Genomic DNA, 17,917 nt, shown 5'->3' on the forward strand with positions numbered 1-17,917 from the left:
ACTAAAACGCCCGTAGCGGCGAGACTAAAAAACCGCAGATAAGTCTGCGGTTTTTTATTTGCAAGCAGGTTTCCAGCCATGAAAAAGCCGAGCTAAGCTCGGCTTTCTTGGTCTTGGATTTAAAAGCAACCCAGAAGCTTACTTCTGGCCAGCGGCCTTTTTGATAAAGTCCACTATTTCTGCCATAGGCACTTCCTGCTTTTCTCCGGTGCGGCGGTTCTTATACTCATAAACACCGGCATCCAGGTTGCGGTCGCCAATCACTATGGTGTGAGGTAGACCAAGGAGTTCCATATCGGCAAACATCACGCCAGGGCGCTCTTTACGGTCATCAAACAGCACTTCGATACCCGCATCGGTCAGCTCTTTATAAAGCTGTTCGGCAGTGTCTGTCACTCTGTGTGACTTGTGCATATTCATCGGCAGAATACCCACTGTGAATGGGGCAATCGCTTCCGGCCAGATGATACCGCGGTCATCGTGATTCTGCTCGATGGCGGCGGCAACGATGCGGCTGACGCCGACACCATAACAGCCCATCAGCAGAGTCTGAGACTTGCCATTCTCGTCCAGCACAGTGGCGTTCATGGCGGCAGAGTAGTTGGTGCCCAGCTGGAAGATATGGCCAACTTCAATACCGCGGGCGAAGGCGTAAGTGCCTTTGCCATCAGGGGTGGTTTCACCTTCCACTACGTTACGGATATCGGCAGCGCTGACCAGCGGCAGATCCCGCTCCCAGTTGATACCGAAATAGTGTTTGTCATCTAGGTTAGCGCCAGCGGCAAAGTCGCTCATCACGGCAACACTGTGATCTATGATAACAGGAATAGACAGACCGACTGGGCCAAGAGAACCTGGGCCGGCTCCCAAGGCGTCACGGATTTCTGCTTCAGAGGCAAATTCCAGCGGCGCAGCAACCAGTTCCAGTTTGTCGGCTTTGACTTCGTTCAGCTCATGGTCGCCACGGACAACCAGGGCCACCAGTGGGGCTTCTTCGGTGGCGCCTTTGACTATCAGAGTCTTAACCGTCTTGGTGATATCCAGGCCAAACTGCTCAACCAGTTCGTCTATGGTCTTGGCATTTGGGGTGTCGACCAGGGTCATTTCCTGAGTGGGCGCGGCGCGCTCTGTGGTTGGCAGCGGCGCTTCAGCCTTCTCGATATTGGCGGCATAGTCGCTGCCATTGGAGTAGGCAATCAGATCTTCTCCGCTGCTTGCCAGCACGTGGAACTCATGTGACATGCTGCCACCGATAGAGCCGGTATCTGCCAGTACAGGCCGGAAGGCCAGGCCCATGCGCGACAAGATGTTGCTGTAAGCCGTGTACATGGCCTGATAGGTATCATCCATGGTTTGCTGATCCAGATGGAAAGAATAGGCATCTTTCATCAGGAACTCACGTGAGCGCATAACACCGAAGCGTGGGCGAACTTCATCACGGAATTTGGTCTGGATTTGATAAAGGGTCAGCGGCAGTTGCTTGTAGGAGCTGACTTCTTTGCGCACCAGATCGGTAATCACTTCTTCATGGGTCGGGCCCAGGACGAAGTCACGATTGTGACGGTCGACAAAGCGCAGCAGCTCTGGACCAAACTTGTCCCAGCGACCTGTTTCCACCCAGAGATCCCCCGGCTGTACCATGGGCATCAGAATTTCGATGGCCCCGGCCTTGTTCATCTCTTCACGCACAATGGCTTCGACCTTGCGCAGTACACGCAGGCCGGACGGCAGCCAGCTATAGAGGCCTGAGGCGTTGCGGCGTATCATACCGGCGCGCAGCATAAGCTGATGACTGACTATCTCTGCATTGGCAGGGTTTTCTTTCTGTGTTGATAACAGGTATTGACTGACTCGCATTACCTTGGGTCCGAAATGAATTGAATGGCCGCCATTTTATCACTTGCTTCGATGATGTCACGCGGCCAGCGCGGATAAATTCCCCTTTCCTTGTTCGAATTTAGCTCGTTGTTAACTGATTGACACCGGCGCTACAGTTGCCGCCGCGGTTTTGGGCGCTGAGCAGGGCTTCTTCTGCTTGAAACACCAAGCTGTCCCAATTATTTTGTCTGCTGGGTTGGATGTTGGCCACGCCGATAGAAACAGTGAGTCGCGGGCTTTGGGTTTTGGCTCGCAGATTGGCCGCCAACACAAATTGATTGAGGCTCTGGGCGATGCGGATACAGGCTTCCGGATCCTGGTTTGGCAGTAACAGCGCCAACTGAGATTGTTGTAATCGCGCCAGAAAATGTTCACCGCTAATTTCAAAGTCCAGCAGCCTTTGGGCCAAATGCAACAGGGTTTCACTGGCAATGGCCTGATCGCTCTGAATGAGAAGTAAGCCTATCCTGTGCTGTCTTACGATTCCCTTATGCCAGGACTGTTTCATCAACTGGTTGAATGTACGGCGGTTATAAAGCCCCGTGAGTTCGTCTTGTTGCTGCTCGCTGGTCAAGGCTCTCATCTGCGCCTCAAGGGACAACAGCGCATGGTTTATCTTGAGTGTTTCCCGGTTCACCGGGGCTGGCGAGCGGCCACCAAAGTTTTGCTCTACCAGTTCGCTGAGCTTGTTGCTGGTCTGCAATAAAGGCTTGAGCAAGTGGCGACCAATGACTGTCCAGGCTACAGATTGGCTCAAAACTATCAGTGCCAGTGAGCCGAGCACCAGCCATAACAGGGTTTGCATCAGCGATTTGCTGTTCTTTTGCATCTGGGCATCCAGATGGGTCAGCCCTATGCCGGACAGACGCAGAGAAAGATGATCTATGGCGCTTATCATGCCGTTCATATGTGGCGCTTTCAGGGGGTGACCGCTCATCACTGACAACTGCTGCCCCAGAACTAAGGCCTCGTCATATTCTTTGGTTGCCAGGGTAAACTGGCTCAGGGTGGATATTATCTGTTGTTGTCTCTGCCTGGTTTCATCAAGAATCGCCTCCCGTTCATTGAGGGGATAACTGGGCCAGTTGTTTTTGAGTTTCAATAGTGCCAGATGCTGCATTTGATTGGCTCTAATGGCCTGCAGCAGCTGTTTTTGCTTCTGCAGTTCGGTGATATGAGTTGTGTTTGTGCTATCCATTATCCAGAGGCTGGCACCGCCAAAAAACACTATCAGCCCGGCCAGCAAGAAAAAACTCAACAGTAACCGGCTGCGGATACCCGGTAAACCCTTTGGTATGCTTCTTGGTGTTTGTGTGTTTGGGCGGGTTTGGCAATCCATGGCGCTCATCTTCCTAATTATTGATTTTTCTCTCTGCCCGTCAGTGGCTTATTGCGTCTGTCTCCCACTACTTTAGCAGGGTTTCCCGCCATTATGGCAAACGCTGGTACCGACTTGGTGACAATGGCGCCCATGGCAATGACGGCGCAGTCGCCTATGGTCACGCCATCGACGATACCTGCCTGGGCGCCAATCCAGACATCTTCGCCAATGACTATTCCCTTGGATTGGCTGCTCTGACGATAGATGGGCATATCCGGTGCCATGCCATGATTGAAGGCATAGACAGTGACATTGTTGGCAATGCGGGTCTTGTCACCTATCACTATGCCGCGACTGCCGCCATCCAGCGAGCAGCCGTGGTTGATACTGACCTCTCGGCCTATCTGTATCGGCCCGTGCAGAAAGCAGTTGGCGGCTATCATGGACTCATCGCCAAGGGTTATCGGCCTGCCGGGTTCGGCAAACAGCTCTGCCTCGGGGGCGATAAAGCAGTTTTGCCCTATGCTGATGGTTTCAAGGGCTTGGAGCCTGGCCTGAATCGCTTGTTGCCAGGGAAGGGCCCATTCTAGATGCTTGGGTTTGAGGCGATACCAGAGCCAGGGCATCCAGGAGAGGCGCCTTTTGTGCTGCGCCTGATAATCATCTGCTGAGGGCTTAAAATCACTCATGTTTCGGCGCCGGACGCTTTGGCACAAAAGGGCTGTATGGTTTCGACCTCAATGCCTTGCTCATGGGCATGCCAGAAGATATCCAGATCATACAGAGCCACTTGATAGCGTTTGGGGTCCGGCTTGCCTTTCTTGTAGGCGGGTCTCGGGTCTTGGGCCAGCACCGCCTGAATAAGCTTATCCAGCCCGGGATAGCGTTTATCGAGTCGGATCAGTTGTTCTACAGCGAGATGGCTGAAGTTGACCTCAAGCTGCTCGGGAGCCTGCTGCGCTATGCCGCCTATCGCCTCAGGTATCGCATCCGAAAAGGGAATATAGGGCTTGATGTCGATTATCGGAGTGCCATCGAGCAGATCCATGCCGGAGATCTCCAGTATCACCTTACCTTTGCCTTGGTGGATCCGATGCAGCTTCACCACAGATTGGCCAATGCCATTGGGCCTGAAGGTGGAGCGGGTGGCAAACACCCCGAGTTTTTCATTGCCGCCGAGCCGGGGAGGGCGCACTGTGGTTTTCCAGCCCTGGGCCAGATTTTCATGAAAACAGAACAGTAACCAGAGGTGGGAATACTGCTCCAGCCCACGCACCGCATCAATATGATTGTAGGGCGCTGTCAGTTCGACAAAACCGCGAACAAAATCCACCAAGCCCGGCTGACGAGGAATACCAAACTTTTGTTTATATGGTGTCCGGCAATAGGCAACCGCTTCTATTTGAGTCGAAAACCCCATAACGTCAGGCTTACTCCTTCGGGGTTGCCAGGCGAATAGCCTGGCCGACACACATGGCGCTGGTGTAGCAACCGGCTGCGGCTTCCTGGGTTTCGACACAGTTTTTAATGATAAGACCATTGGCTTTCATATCTGCTGCCGCCCGGCGCGCCTCAGTGCGGGCATCGGCCATAGTGGCCGGTACACCATCTGGCTCGGACTGGCAGGCATTGCCCTCAACCAATCCCAGCACTTCATATTGGCCTGTTGGTCGGCTGCCATCGAACAACTGTACTTCCGAGGGTTTGAAGTACTCTTGAATAGCCTGGCTGTCTAAGTTTGAATTGAAGCTGTATTCCCCGGCGCAGCCGCCAAGCAGCAATACCAGAGTGGAAAGAAAAATCGGTTTCATGGCCCGGCCTTATAGTTATTCGTCCATGCTCCCGGCCATCCCGGGAGCTGTATGGGAAATTCTATCGCTTCAAATACTTTTGATAAAGCTGCCGATGACGATTGTTGAGATCCACCTGCCTGCCGTCAATAAACATCAGCTCTATCCGGCTGCTCATGGGGTCGAGAATATCGCCGCTGCTGACCACAAGGTTGGCCTGAAACCCGGGCGCTATGGCCCCCAAGTTATCTACGCCCAGTATCTTGGCGGCATCTTGTGTAATGGCCTTGAGAGCTTGCTGCTTGCTGAGCCCCCAAGCCACGGTTTGGCCCGCGGCCAGCGGCAGGTTACGGCTGTCCCAATCGGAGCTGAAGCCGAGGGCGAAGGGAATACCGGCGCGTTTGAGCAATGCTGGTACTCTGAAAGCCTGACCTATGGGTTCATCTTCTCGTAGTGGCAAGTCAAGTGTATGGGTATAGATGACGCTTGCCTCTATTTCATTGAGCGCTGCACCCAGGCGCCAGGCATCATAGCCACCGACCAGGGTTAACTTGAATCCATACTGACGGGCCAGGGCTATGGCCGCCTCTATCTGCTGCTGCCTGTCGGCATGAACAAACAGTCGCGCCTCCTGGCGATACAGCGGCAAGAGCGCTTGCCAGCGGCTGTCTTCAAGGGCACTTTCGCTGCTTTGCTGACTCAAGGCGTAGCGTTTACCCGCTTCAAAGTGCTTGTGTATCTGTGACAGGGCGTCCTGATAGGTCATTTGTGCCTGCTTATCTGCCTCGCTGGTACCTTGTTTTTGCGGCTCCGTTGGCCAATAGAGGTGGAACTGTGGTCTAGATGGGACCTGGGCATCTTCTATGGTCCAGGCATCCAGGGAGACCAGTGCCGATTGCCCGGCAATGCCTGTGCCTCTTGGGACTATTTGCGCGTGGGTGATACCGTTGGCCCGCACACTGGGCAGCAATTCTGAATCCGGGTTGAAGGCGCTGGCGGCTTCAAGCTGTGGATTGGCACTGCCCACATCGCGGCTATCGACTGTTGGCCTGGCCATGGCTATCTCTACCAAACCCAGGGTGGTATCCAGTGCTATGAGGCCGGGATAAAGGTGTTTGCCGCTGAGATCAAATTCCCGGGCATTTTCAGCCGTTAATCCTGGGCCTACGGCGCTGATAACGCCTTGCTCGAGCAGCACATCGGTATTTTTGAGTATGCCTTGGCTGACGCTGTGAACCGTGGCGTTTTTCAGCAATATGGCTTGTTGCTGGCGCTCGGCCGGGATCAGGTTATGGGCCTTTACCGGTACGAACATCAATAGCGAACCACCTAGCAGCAGATGTGCCAGCATAGATGCGATGCGTGGCAATAGAGGAAACTTGGTCACAGGCGGCTCTCCTTATTTTGACCCCAAGCGTTGAATTGGGTGTCGCATTGCCACAAGGGCTCTAGGATTTCTGAAGTCGTTTCGCCTTGAAGCCGCGCCGGGTCGCTGCCAAGAATTTTCTGGATCAGTGCCTGACGCTCGTCGGCGATAGCCTGGGTCATTTGCTTATCCTCAGCGCGGTCAAAGTAGCGTTTGCCGCCAATCCACACTGCCTGGCTCTTGGCATAAACCGATAGGGGGTTGGCATCCCAGAGCACCAAATCTGCCTGTTTCCCCTCTTCAACTGAACCTGTTATGGCGTCTATTCCGAGCTGTTTGGCGGGGTTGATGGTTACCATATTCCAGGCATCTTCCTGGGACATGTCGCAGTATTTCACCGACTTGGCGGCTTCCTGATTCAGGCGCCGCTGCATTTCAAAGTCATCTGAGTTAATCGAGGTGAGCACGCCGGCATTCATCATCAAACAGGCGTTTTGCGGAATGGCATCATAGACCTCAAATTTATAGGCCCACCAGTCGGCAAAGGTGGAAGCGCCAGCACCATGAGCCGCCAACTCGGGGGCCAGCTTGTAGCCTTCCAGTACATGGGTGAAGGCGGTGACCTTGAAATCGTAAGCCTCGGCGAGGCGCAAGAACATCAGGATTTCAGACTGGACATAGGAGTGAATATGCACATCGCGCTCGCCATTCAGCACTTGGGCAATCGCCTGTAAACGATAATCGGGGCGAGGGGAGAGCTGCTTACGTTTCTCCCGTGAGCGCAGCTCGGCATATTGGGCTTGGGCGTCTTGATAGTCTCTGGCGGCATTGAAAGCATCACTCATCAGAGCCTTCACCCCCATGCGGCTTTGCGGGAATCTGCGGGTATAACGCTCGCCCCAGTTGCTCTGTTTGACGTTTTCCCCCAAAGCAAACTTAATTCCCTGATGGGCCTGGGTGAACTTGAGTCCCTCGGCCGACTCCCCCCAGCGCAGTTGAATGACCTGCGACTGGCCACCTATAGGGTTGGCGCTGCCATGCAGCAGATTGGCGGTGGTGACGCCGCCGGCCAAGGAGCGATAGATGGCAATATCATCCGGGTTAAGCACATCGGCTATTTGTACTTCTGAGGTGATGGCATCGGACATCTCATTGAGGCCGCCGTTCACGGCAATGTGGGAATGCTCATCTATGATCCCGGCAGTCAGGTGCATGTCTGCTCCCTCTATGACCTGATAACCTGCCGGAGTGCTGAGATCTGTGCCAATCTCTTCAATCTTGCCGTTGGCCAGAATCAGGTCGCTGTTACCAATGATGCCTGCCTCGCTTGAGGTCCAAAGGGTGACATTGCGGATATGCAGTTTTTCCGTTCTTGGCAGCTCACTGCGGCCATAGGCTTGCAGTGGACTCGTCAAACGACTGAGATACTCGGGTTTAGTCTTGGAAGAGGCTGGCGGGGAATTGGCATTGTCTCCCGTCTCTGTATCGGCCGTTAAAGGCGCGTTCGGCAATCTTGAGCCGGCCAGTTGAGTCACGGCGCCATCGGCATGCAAGAGTCTGCCCTGCAGCCCTTCATCATCTTGCCAAAGGGTTATTCGACTAATGCCATTTATGCCGGCACCCTGTAAATTGACGCTGAAGCTCAGGCGTTTGTTGTCGGCTTTCAGGTGAGCAAGCTCTATCTGTTGATCACCACTGCTGAGGCTACCCCTGAGTGTTTGGGGCGTTTGCTGGCTCAGTTGCAGCTCAAGATCCAGTTCCAGTTCAGCTAGATGCAGACGATAACTGCCTTGCCATTGGTATCCAGGAGCCGTTTGGATTTGTTCTTCACCTTGTAGCCAAACGCTGACTATTTCGCCGTCCTGAAACAGATTGCCTTTGGCTATTACCAGATCGGCCATATAGCCGGGCGCCAGTTTACCGACTAAATCCTCAATGCCGGCAACTGCAGCAGCTTCTGTTGTCAGTGCCGCCAATGCGGTTTCTTCATCGAGACCGGCCTGCAGCGCCATTCTCAATCTGGGCCAAAAGGTTTTGCCGTCCATGCCATATTGGGTGAAGGAGAAAGGAATGTTATTGGCGGCCATTACAGCAGGATTGCTCGGTGCCCGCTCCCAGTGTCTCAAGGTTCTGAGTGGTACTTCCCTGGCATTGTCTTCGTCACTGACCTGAGGAGCAGCTGGGAAGTTCAATGGCAATATCAATATGGGGCGATATTCTTGCAGTTCTTTCACTCTTGCGTACTCCTGGCCATTTCCCAGTAAGATTGGCTGGATATCTTCTTGGCTCAAGAGTTTGGCTGCACGCAACTGGTTATTGAGGTTTCGGGTGTCAAATATCGCACCACGAGTTTTTATATCGTGCAAGCGTTCAAGGGCGATATTAAATTCCGGTGATAATAGATCCTCGCGGTTGGCTGCTTTCTTTTTATTCTGGTTATACCAGTTGGCATCACTGAGAGTCTGTCTTATTAACGCTATGCTTCCCATCAGAGAATTGGGATAATCCTGCGGTGAATTACCTTTATCAAATGCCATAAAATGTCGGCTTCTGGGGCGATATATCACTTGGTTACTCTTTTTGTTCGCCAAAGAAAGTGAGACGCCTATTCCTCTGAATATTCCGTTAAGGTGTGCACTCTGGACACTGGTGAAGCCATTACTTATCCAGTTTGATGCAGTTTTGTTATCCGACAAAACATAAGTAAACCATTCCTTCTCTGCATGAATGGCACCATTTGCGGCTATCGCCCCTTTTGACTTAATTTGATAGACGGGAGCTTCAATAGTTGCCGGTGATTCTGAATATTCCAAACCATATTCGGCAAAGGGATCGATAAATCCCGGATAGATGGTGTAACCATTGAGATCTATCTTATAAGCATTTTGTGGAATTTCATTATTGGGAATTACTTGTTTTATCCGGTTATTTTCAATAAGTAATGTAGCGTTATCCAGCTGTTTTCCAGGTGAAAGTATAAGCTTGGCATGGGTTAAGGCGGTCAATCTCGGAGTATTGTCTGTCAGCTGTGTCTCATCGGCAAAGGCGCTACAGGCCACAAGACTGAACAACAGTAGGTTTATGGCGGGAAAAGAAAGTCTCATCTGTTGTGGCTACCTTGTCATAATTCCTTGGGGAGAGTCATTGTCATCAGAGAGGGAAAGGTTGCGATCATTCAGTACGTTTTCCCCTAAGAGTGATAAAAAAGCGGACGAGAGCCTCGCTTTAAGTTGGCAGTGGTAAACTTAACTCAGCCTAAATGTAAATGCCAAGGCGTAATTGTAAGGCTTTTTAACAGAAATATGGTTTTCTCCAGGCATAAAAAAGCCCCGACACTGTCGAGGCTTGAGCAAGGGGAACCTGATTAAATCAGGAAATCATCCATTGAACGACCTTTGTCTACTTCGTTCTTGAATACAGTTGGCATACGGCCTTGGCCGGTCCAAGTAATAGTTTCACCATCTACAACGATTTTGTATTTTGGTGGGCGGGGAGCACGCTTCTTGGGAGCAGCCTTGGCGGCAGCAACATTACCCAGATCTTCAACAGATAGGCCAACGGCTTCCATCTGCTTACGGATCTCTTCAATTTTAGACAGACGTTCAGCCTGCGCCTTTTCTTCTTTCTTGGCTTCTTCTTCACGATCAATAATGATCTTATCCAATTTGACTGCCAGATCGCGCAGATCTGCAACGCTTAACTCTTTTACTGCGGCTTTAAAACGACGGCCGTGAGTCAATATATCAAGAAAATCGCTCATAAGTATTTAGGTCCCACGCTAATTTATAAATTGGGTTAAGGTGAACATCGCTATAAATAATAGAAACTATAAGTGTCAGGATCAAATATTTTTACGTCAATTGACATTAATTTCTTTATTTATTTCAATTCTACGACCATAAAAGTTGCCAAGTGTTCAAAAAACTGACCATAAAGTGTGACAGAATTGGCAAACGAGCGTTTAAACTGCTGTTGACGTTAACGTCAACAGCACGTAAAGTTGAGCCATCCTGTACTGATGTATCTGGTATCATCGGTACGTAATCCACATTAGATACAAGGTGTAGGAAGGAAACCCTATGAAAGTATTGGTGCCAGTAAAACGTGTGGTCGATGCCAATGTTAAGGTCAGGGTCAAGGCTGACAATACAGGCGTTGAAACAGCCAACCTGAAAATGGCGTTGAATCCATTTTGTGAAATTGCGGTAGAAGAAGCCGTACGTCTAAAAGAAGCCGGCAGTGCTTCTGAAGTCGTTGTTGTCAGCATAGGTCCCAAGGCGGCACAGGAGCAATTGCGTACCGCACTGGCTCTGGGCGCCGACCGTGCCATTCACATTGAAATCGATGAAGAGCTGGTGCCCCTTTCTATTGCCAAACTGCTCAAGGCAGTGCAGGACAAAGAGCAGGCGCAGCTTATTCTGCTCGGCAAGCAGTCCATCGACGGCGATAATAATCAGACCGGACAGATGCTGGCGGCACTCGCCGGTATGCCTCAGGCAACCTTTGCATCTGAAGTGAAGCTGGAAGGTGAAACTTTGCTGGTTACCCGTGAAGTGGATGGCGGCTTACAGACTCTGTCTATGCCTCTACCGGCTGTAGTCACCGCAGATCTGCGTTTGAACGAACCTCGCTACGCATCTTTGCCCAATATCATGAAAGCCAAGCGCAAGCCGTTGGAAACCATGAGTGTTGAAGATTTGGAGGTGACTCTCAAGCAGCACGTACAGGTGTTGGAGGTAGCTGCACCGGCCAGCCGTCAGGCAGGTGTGATGGTGGCTTCCGTTGAGGAGCTGGTGGACAAGTTGAAAAACGAAGCGAAGGTGATCTAAATGGCCGTATTAGTAATAGCAGAACACGATAATGCCAGCCTGAAACAGGACACAGCCAAAGTCGTCGCCGCGGCTAAAGCCATAGGGGGAGATATTCACCTTTTGGTTGCCGGTCAGGATTGTAAGGCCGCCGCCGATGCCGCCACCAAGCTTGAAGGTGTCAATAAAGTATTGCTGGCCGATAATCCAGCCTATGGTGCTCATCTTGCCGACAATATTGGTGAACTCATCTTGTCTCTGAGTGGCGACTACAGCCACATTCTGGCTGCAGCTTCAAGCCAGGGTAAAGACATACTGCCACGAGTGGCGGCTTTGCTGGATGTGGCTCAGCTTTCTGAGATCACCAAGGTGATTGATGCCGACACCTTTGTCCGTCCCGTCTATGCCGGTAACGCCATGGCGACCGTTAAGAGTCTGGATGACAAGAAAGTGGCCACTGTGCGCGCCAGTGCCTTTGACGCCGTTGCCGAGACAGGCTCAGCTGAAATCAATCAGCTCGATAGTGTCTTTGACGCCAAGAGCAGCTTTGTATCCCAGAGCTTGACCGAGTCGGCTCGTCCGGAGCTTGGCAGCGCCAGAGTCATTGTTTCCGGTGGCCGCGGTATGGGCAGTGGCGAAAATTTTGCCATGCTGGAAGCCTTGGCCGATAAATTGGGCGCCGCCGTAGGTGCATCACGTGCTGCTGTGGATGCCGGGTTTGTTCCCAACGACCTGCAGGTTGGCCAGACGGGTAAAATCGTGGCGCCAGAGCTTTATATCGCCGTGGGTATCTCTGGGGCGATTCAGCATCTGGCCGGGATGAAGGACTCAAAAGTCATAGTGGCCATCAACAAAGATCCTGAAGCGCCTATCTTCCAGGTTGCCGATTATGGTTTGGAAGCAGACCTGTTTGATGTTGTGCCCAAGTTGAACGAGTTGATTTAATCTGTGATCTAGGTCACGATAGGCGGCTTTGGGGTAGCATCCTCAAAGCCGCCTATGTTTTTATGTGCCTCACGCCTGACATCAGGCGTCCTGAGAAGTAGAGGCGCACTAAATATCAGTAGCGGTAAGCAGGGTGATTCCGTTTATGTATCGCGAAAGGATTTGGTGCCGAAGTGGTTGCGACTCATCAAGGTCCACCGCTGGGGCTGTTACCAAATAGGGGCAGCACTGCCATAGTATATTCTGTCGGGATGACAGATTGACGTTACTATGGAGCGCTACTGAAAGGACAGGTGCTACTCGGTATGCTATTGCCTTTTCCCACCAGTTCAGTTGCCCTCCATTCGTATTTAACGAAGAACAAGACTCAATGACAGTACTAAGTTATGCCGACTCGGCACTCTCTTTGTTGCCGCCGGTTGTGGCAATTTTATTGGCGATCTTCACCCGGCGGGTGTTGTTATCGCTGGGACTAGGAATACTGATCGGAGCCTTGTTGCTCAATCAATGGTCGGTATTGGATACCGGGGTTTATCTGGGACAAAGGGTGCTTTCCCTGGTTTGGGACGATGGCGCTTTTAATGCCTGGAACCTGTATATTCTGGGGTTCCTGGTGCTGCTGGGAATGATCACTGCACTGATCACCGTCAGTGGCTCGGCCAGAGCCTTTGCCAACTGGGCCAGACAGCATATCCGCAATCGTCGTGATGCCAAGTTGCTGACTATGTTTCTCGGCTGTGCGGTGTTTATCGATGACTACTTTAACAGCCTGGTGGTGGGAAGTATCGCTAGGCCGCTGACCGACAGATACTATATCTCCCGCTCCAAACTGGCGTATCTTTTGGATTCGACCGCGGCGCCTGTGTGCGTTATCTCGCCGGTGTCCAGCTGGGGCGCCTATATTATTGCCCTTATCGGCGGTATTCTCACCGCCCACGGTTTTACTGAGACCGGGCATCTGAGCGCTTTCGTACAGATGATCCCGATGAACTTCTATGCCTTGTTTGCCTTGGCGCTATTGCTGTGTGTGGCCTATATGGAGCTGGATATCGGCGCTATGCGCAAACACGAGCTCAACGCCCGTAAAGGCAATCTCTATGATGAGACCAAGGGACTGCCACCCGGTGCCAATGCAGATCTGCCCGAGGCGGAAACCGGTCAGGTGCACGGCCTGTTCTTGCCCATAGGTGTCTTGGTGGTGGCGACCTTCTACTTTATGGTTTCCAGCGGCGCCGATGCCCTGGCGGCAGAAAGCCTGCCTTTCACTATCATAGGTGCTTTTGAGAAAACCGATGTGGGTTCATCACTGTTTTTCGGTGCTTCCATTGGTCTGGTGGTAACTCTGCTGCTGGCCTTTATCCAGAAGATAGAAGCCAAGATGATCCTCAAGGCGCTTACCTCGGGTGCCCGTTCCATGTTGCCGGCCATCTATATTCTGATGTTTGCCTGGACCATAGCCGGGATCATTGGCTCACTGGAAACCGGCAAGTTTATGGCCAGTCTCGCCAGTGGCAATATTCCCTTTGCCTTGCTGCCGGCCGTGCTATTTATTTTGGCTGGGCTTACCGCCTTTTCTACCGGTACCAGTTGGGGCACTTTCGGGATCATGTTGCCGATTGCCGCCGATATGGCCATGGGCAGCCACAGCAGTATGATGTTGCCTATGTTGGCGGCCGTGCTGTCCGGCGCTGTGTTTGGCGATCACTGCTCGCCGATATCGGACACCACGATTTTGTCATCCACAGGTGCAGGCTGCCATCATATCGACCATGTGTTGACTCAGCTGCCCTATGCGGTCTTGGTAGCAGTTATTTCCCTCGGTGGTTATATAGTGCTCGGTTTTACCGAGTCGGTATGGCTTGGGCTTGCCAGTAGTTGTGTGCTGTTCCTGTTGGGATTGGTGTGGCTCAAGTGGCAACAACCCAAGAATACTAATGCCTGATCAGCTACTGAATAGCTCGCGTTAACAGCACCCGCCCTGATGGCGGGTGTTTTGTTGTAATAGCATTGCGCGTACTTGGTTCAGCTTGAGTTGATCTCGGCAAAGAGTCGTGTGCCGCCGTCAATTTCGGCAGTATTTGAATACCTGACCAAGATTTACGCTAGTTCAAAGTCCCATAAGGAATGGAATAACTAACCTGCGATGGGAAAAGGCTTCTGATATACTTGCCGCCTTCGCCAGTTGCCGGAGGCTTTCCGGTAAGATTCACTGTTTGGAAATACCAATGAACAACCTGTTTCTGTTTTGTCGTGCCGGCTATGAAAAAGAGTGCGCGGCCGAGATCCAAAATCGGGCGGCACTGCTCAATGTCGGTGGTTTCGTCAAGGCCAATAACAACGATGCCTATGTGATCTTTCAATGTTTTGCCGAAGGGGAAGCCGACACCTTGGCACAGGAACTGGCGCTGGACTCATTGATCTTTGCCCGGCAGATGTTTGTCTGCGGCGATCTGCTCAGCGACCTGCCTCCGGAAGACAGGGTAGGGCCAATTACTGCCGCGCTTGAAGATATCAGCAAGGGCGGTGAGCTCAGGGTCGAAACCCCGGATACCAACGAAGCCAAAGAGCTGCTGACCTTCTGCCGCAAGTTTACCGTGCCGCTGCGTCAGTCGCTGAAACAGAGCGGTACATTGCTGGCCAAGGAAAACCCCAAGCGGCCGATAATCCATGTGTGCTTTGTGGCACCGGGCAAGGCGTTTGCCGGTTATTCCTACAGCCATAACTCGTCACCGTTTTTTATGGGGATCCCCAGGCTCAAGTTTCCCGCCGATGCGCCTAGCCGTTCGACTTTGAAACTGGATGAGGCTTTCAATCACTTTATTCCCGAGCCGCAGCGGGAAGAACGTTTGCGCAGCGGCCTCAACGCCGTGGATCTTGGCGCCTGCCCCGGTGGCTGGACCTATCAGTTGGTGCGCCGCGGCATGTTTGTATCGGCTGTCGACAACGGCCCCATGGATGCGGGTTTGATGGAAACCGGCCAGGTGACTCACTTCCAGGCCGACGGTTTCCGTTTCGAGCCCAAGCGCAAGAACATCTACTGGTTGGTGTGTGACATGGTGGAAAAACCGGCCAGGGTGGCCGAACTGATGGAAGCCTGGGCCATTAATGGCTGGTTCAAAGAGGCTATCTTTAACCTGAAATTACCGATGAAGAGCCGTTACAAAGAGGTGAGCACCATATTGGAAAATATGCAGGCCATTCTCAAAGAAAACGGCATCACAGAGTTTAAGCTGGCCTGTAAACACCTCTATCACGACAGGGATGAAGTGACTGTGCATCTGTGGCTGCGACCCAACTCTCCTTGGTGAGTTGGCACTCGAGGCCCCAAGCGGGCCTTGATGCGTTTCAGCTCAAGGCCAACTGCTGTAGCACGGCATCCGGGATGTCATACTGGCCGCAAACCCACTCAAGATTGCCGTCGACAAAGCCGAGTAGCTCCCGGGTCAACATCAGGTTATAGACGGCATCGGCCACTAGGCTAACGTACTCGGCTTTTTTTCTCGGTGACAAGTGATGGTGGCGCTGATAATCCTGCAGTGCCTGTTCCAACTTCTTGCCGGCAACGCCCAGGGAACCGGCTTGTTCCCGCATCAATTCCTGCTCTAACAGACTCTGCTGTTGCTGCTTTAGTTCTCTCAGTTTTGAGGCTGACACCCGCTGCTCCTATGGTTGCTTCTCCTGTTTTTAAGTGTGTGCCCCAGATAATGGATCAACAAGTCGGTGTCGGCGAAATGTTCGCTGGCGCACAAAAATTTGCTCTCAAATGACCATGCAACTCTTATTCGGGGCGTTTGCAGCCATTTAAGCTTGGTAAATATTGAGTTGTATCACGCAACTAAAAAACTTTTAAGGTGTAATCTGCCGCGGTTCCTGTTACTAAATAAGTTCTGTTTCTTGATATGAGTCTGCGGATAGAAGTAATGCAGTTTTCCAAGTTTGGCGACAAGTTTAACCGTTATACAGGTATCACCCAGTTGATGGATGATCTCAACGAAGGGCTACGCACTCCGGGAGCGATTATGCTGGGGGGCGGTAACCCGGCGGCCATCCCCTCCATGTTGGACTATTTTACCGAGCTCAGTGCCGATATGTTGGCCAAGGGCGAGTTGCTCGCGGCCATAACCAACTATGATGGCCCGCAGGGAAAAGATGCCTTTCTCAATGCCTTGGCCAAGCTGCTGAACGATACCTACGGTTGGTCGCTGACCAAAAACAATATCAGCCTCACCAACGGCAGCCAGAGCTCGTTTTTCTCGCTGTTCAACCTGTTTGCCGGCACCACTGCCGAGGGGCAAAAACGCAAGATTTTACTGCCGCTGGCCCCGGAGTATATCGGCTACAGTGATGCCGGTCTGGAAGATGAACTGTTTCGTACCTTCAAGCCGGAAATCACCAAGCTGGATGGCAGTTTATTCAAATATCACATCGACTTTGAAAGGCTTAAAGTCGATGCCGATATCAGCGCCATTTGTGTTTCACGGCCGACTAACCCTACAGGCAATGTGCTGACCGATGAAGAGGTGGATAAGCTGGATAAGCTGGCAAGAGCGCACGGGATCCCGCTGATCCTCGACTGCGCCTATGGCTCACCTTTCCCCAATATTCTGTTTGAGGATGTGACCCCTTTCTGGAACGACAACACTGTGTTGTGCATGAGTCTTTCCAAGCTGGGGCTGCCGGGGCTGCGCTGCGGCATAGTGATAGCCAACGAAGCGATCACCCAGGCGCTGACCAATATCAACGGTATTATTTCACTGGCACCGGGCAGCATGGGCCCGGCGATGGCGACAGAGATGATAGCCCGTGGTGATATGCTGCGGCTCGGCAATGAAGTGGTGCGGCCTTTCTATCTGCAGCGGGCGCAGCAAACCGTGGCCATGCTGCAACAGGCTCTGCCGGACCCCAGGTTCAGAATTCATAAACCCGAGGGCGCGATTTTCCTCTGGCTCTGGTTTGAAGGCCTGCCTATCAGTGCCATGGAACTCTATCGACGCCTGAAAGCCCGAGGGGTGTTGGTGGTGCCCGGAGAGTACTTCTTCTTCGGACTGGCCGAAGAGTGGCCACACGCCGGTGAGTGTATTCGGATGAACTATGTACAACAACCCGAGTTGATGCGCCGCGGCATTGAAATCATCGCCGAAGAAGTTAATAAGGCTTGGGCGCAGCTTGGTTGAAACCAAGGCTACAATGGCAGAGTTGCTTGCTGTGAGTTTCAGGCAACTCTGCTGTAGCATTGTGAATCGCCACTGATTTTCCAGACACCTTTTAGTTAGATAAACTCGCTAATTGTCAGAAGCTGTTTAGCTGAATCCCTGCGGCTCCCAAGTATTTCTCTCCAATCGAACTTTGTTCGATCTCCATCGTGTCTGAAATACGACTTTTTCGCTCATTTCAATAACTGAATGGCCTTCAAAAGGCTTGAAAGATGATTTTCTGCCAGTGAAGACATCAGTGTTTCTGTGAATCAGGCAACTAGAGCCTTCACTCAGCTAATAATGGGTGTCTTTGTTATCTGGTCACTGCTGCGATAAATCGCGATAGTATATCTGGTCACTGCTGCGATAAATCGCGATAGTATGCTTCAGCCTGGGCACTTCATACGCTTCAATCAGCTCACCCTGGGTGAATTTGTGGGTTAACTCATCACCTTTGAACAGCTTATGCCATTGCTCAAGCACTTCTCTGTCTGTCCATCGGTTTGCTGTCTCTATATCAATATGCAACACCAGATGCAGATGATTACTCATGATGGCAAATGCCGCCACATCAATGGCAAAAACGGCCTCCAATTCAAACAGTAAAGATTCTA

At 52.0% G+C, this 17,917-nt stretch carries 14 protein-coding genes, 1 pseudogene and 1 riboswitch; of the genes and pseudogenes, 5 read left to right on the forward strand and 10 right to left on the reverse strand.

All coding sequences use genetic code 11. The features are described 5' to 3' along the window. Positions 1 to 138: 138 nt before the first annotated feature. The 8 genes from CX651_RS03675 to CX651_RS03710 all read right to left on the reverse strand — a co-directional run bounded on the left by CX651_RS03675 (position 139) and on the right by CX651_RS03710 (position 10,115). Entirely contained in the window at positions 139 to 1,857 is a 1,719-nt protein-coding gene (locus tag CX651_RS03675; RefSeq protein ID WP_101053603.1) for a proline--tRNA ligase, read from the reverse strand. 100 nt (positions 1,858 to 1,957) lie between these two features. Then, on the reverse strand, positions 1,958 to 3,136 hold the full coding sequence (locus CX651_RS03680; RefSeq protein WP_157822661.1) for a GGDEF domain-containing protein: 1,179 nt from the start codon (positions 3,134 to 3,136) through the stop codon (positions 1,958 to 1,960). 98 nt (positions 3,137 to 3,234) lie between these two features. Continuing rightward, positions 3,235 to 3,888: an acyltransferase gene (locus tag CX651_RS03685; protein WP_101053607.1), complete on the reverse strand. Its 654-nt coding sequence runs from the start codon at positions 3,886 to 3,888 to the stop codon at positions 3,235 to 3,237. Next, positions 3,885 to 4,619 carry a tRNA (N6-threonylcarbamoyladenosine(37)-N6)-methyltransferase TrmO gene (gene tsaA, locus CX651_RS03690; protein WP_101053608.1) on the reverse strand — a complete coding sequence of 245 codons (735 nt, stop codon included), beginning with the start codon at positions 4,617 to 4,619 and terminating at the stop codon, positions 3,885 to 3,887. Before tsaA ends, CX651_RS03685 begins: the two co-directional genes overlap by 4 nt. Positions 4,620 to 4,629: 10 nt before the next feature. Continuing rightward, on the reverse strand, positions 4,630 to 5,010 hold the full coding sequence (rcsF, locus tag CX651_RS03695) for an Rcs stress response system protein RcsF (RefSeq protein WP_101053610.1): 381 nt from the start codon (positions 5,008 to 5,010) through the stop codon (positions 4,630 to 4,632). A 61-nt stretch (positions 5,011 to 5,071) separates the two neighbouring features. Further along, complete coding sequence (locus tag CX651_RS03700; RefSeq protein WP_101053641.1) at positions 5,072 to 6,340, reverse strand: amidohydrolase family protein; 1,269 nt, start codon at positions 6,338 to 6,340, stop codon at positions 5,072 to 5,074. Positions 6,341 to 6,372: 32 nt separating this feature from the next. Next, positions 6,373 to 9,459 carry an amidohydrolase family protein gene (locus tag CX651_RS03705; protein ID WP_101053612.1) on the reverse strand — a complete coding sequence of 1,029 codons (3,087 nt, stop codon included), beginning with the start codon at positions 9,457 to 9,459 and terminating at the stop codon, positions 6,373 to 6,375. A gap of 260 nt (positions 9,460 to 9,719) precedes the next feature. Beyond that, positions 9,720 to 10,115, reverse strand: a complete 396-nt coding sequence (locus CX651_RS03710) for an H-NS histone family protein (RefSeq protein WP_101053614.1) — start codon at positions 10,113 to 10,115, stop codon at positions 9,720 to 9,722. A 319-nt stretch (positions 10,116 to 10,434) separates the two neighbouring features. Between CX651_RS03710 and CX651_RS03715 the strand changes: the two genes are divergently transcribed. The 4 genes from CX651_RS03715 (at position 10,435) to rlmM (ending at position 15,416) form a co-directional block, all read left to right on the forward strand. Then, positions 10,435 to 11,184, forward strand: coding sequence for an electron transfer flavoprotein subunit beta/FixA family protein (locus CX651_RS03715; protein ID WP_101053616.1), 750 nt, complete (start codon positions 10,435 to 10,437; stop codon positions 11,182 to 11,184). Further along, positions 11,185 to 12,108: an electron transfer flavoprotein subunit alpha/FixB family protein gene (locus tag CX651_RS03720; RefSeq protein WP_101053618.1), complete on the forward strand. Its 924-nt coding sequence runs from the start codon at positions 11,185 to 11,187 to the stop codon at positions 12,106 to 12,108. A 90-nt stretch (positions 12,109 to 12,198) separates the two neighbouring features. Then, a riboswitch (Lysine riboswitch) is annotated at positions 12,199 to 12,397 on the forward strand. A gap of 81 nt (positions 12,398 to 12,478) precedes the next feature. Next, positions 12,479 to 14,050 carry a Na+/H+ antiporter NhaC family protein gene (locus tag CX651_RS03725; RefSeq protein WP_101053620.1) on the forward strand — a complete coding sequence of 524 codons (1,572 nt, stop codon included), beginning with the start codon at positions 12,479 to 12,481 and terminating at the stop codon, positions 14,048 to 14,050. 283 nt (positions 14,051 to 14,333) lie between these two features. Then, the gene (gene rlmM, locus CX651_RS03730; RefSeq protein ID WP_101053622.1) at positions 14,334 to 15,416 is read left to right on the forward strand and encodes a 23S rRNA (cytidine(2498)-2'-O)-methyltransferase RlmM; all 1,083 of its coding nucleotides are present in this window, start codon (positions 14,334 to 14,336) and stop codon (positions 15,414 to 15,416) included. Positions 15,417 to 15,453: 37 nt separating this feature from the next. On the opposite strand, the gene CX651_RS03735 is transcribed toward rlmM, so the two are convergent. Then, positions 15,454 to 15,762 (reverse strand): hypothetical protein, encoded by a 309-nt coding sequence (locus CX651_RS03735; protein ID WP_101053624.1) that lies wholly within the window; start codon positions 15,760 to 15,762, stop codon positions 15,454 to 15,456. A gap of 266 nt (positions 15,763 to 16,028) precedes the next feature. On the opposite strand from CX651_RS03735, the gene CX651_RS03740 reads away from it, so the two are divergent. Further along, positions 16,029 to 17,282, forward strand: a complete 1,254-nt coding sequence (locus CX651_RS03740; protein ID WP_101053626.1) for a valine--pyruvate transaminase — start codon at positions 16,029 to 16,031, stop codon at positions 17,280 to 17,282. 381 nt (positions 17,283 to 17,663) lie between these two features. Here CX651_RS03740 and CX651_RS03745 read toward each other — a convergent pair. After that, positions 17,664 to 17,917 (reverse strand): annotated as a pseudogene (locus tag CX651_RS03745) (transposase); the annotation flags it as partial.

It is taken from the genome of Shewanella chilikensis, assembly GCF_002836945.1.
In the GTDB taxonomy this organism is placed as follows: domain Bacteria; phylum Pseudomonadota; class Gammaproteobacteria; order Enterobacterales; family Shewanellaceae; genus Shewanella; species Shewanella chilikensis.

Coding starts and splice junctions, on each gene's coding strand:
- CX651_RS03675 (WP_101053603.1), bottom strand. CDS start 1,857: ATGCGAGTCAGTCAATACCTGTTATCAACACAGAAAGAAAACCCTGCC.
- CX651_RS03685 (WP_101053607.1), bottom strand. CDS start 3,888: ATGAGTGATTTTAAGCCCTCAGCAGATGATTATCAGGCGCAGCACAAA.
- tsaA (WP_101053608.1), bottom strand. CDS start 4,619: ATGGGGTTTTCGACTCAAATAGAAGCGGTTGCCTATTGCCGGACACCA.
- rcsF (WP_101053610.1), bottom strand. CDS start 5,010: ATGAAACCGATTTTTCTTTCCACTCTGGTATTGCTGCTTGGCGGCTGC.
- CX651_RS03700 (WP_101053641.1), bottom strand. CDS start 6,340: ATGCTGGCACATCTGCTGCTAGGTGGTTCGCTATTGATGTTCGTACCG.
- CX651_RS03705 (WP_101053612.1), bottom strand. CDS start 9,459: ATGAGACTTTCTTTTCCCGCCATAAACCTACTGTTGTTCAGTCTTGTG.
- CX651_RS03710 (WP_101053614.1), bottom strand. CDS start 10,115: ATGAGCGATTTTCTTGATATATTGACTCACGGCCGTCGTTTTAAAGCC.
- CX651_RS03715 (WP_101053616.1), top strand. CDS start 10,435: ATGAAAGTATTGGTGCCAGTAAAACGTGTGGTCGATGCCAATGTTAAG.
- CX651_RS03720 (WP_101053618.1), top strand. CDS start 11,185: ATGGCCGTATTAGTAATAGCAGAACACGATAATGCCAGCCTGAAACAG.
- CX651_RS03725 (WP_101053620.1), top strand. CDS start 12,479: ATGACAGTACTAAGTTATGCCGACTCGGCACTCTCTTTGTTGCCGCCG.
- rlmM (WP_101053622.1), top strand. CDS start 14,334: ATGAACAACCTGTTTCTGTTTTGTCGTGCCGGCTATGAAAAAGAGTGC.
- CX651_RS03740 (WP_101053626.1), top strand. CDS start 16,029: ATGCAGTTTTCCAAGTTTGGCGACAAGTTTAACCGTTATACAGGTATC.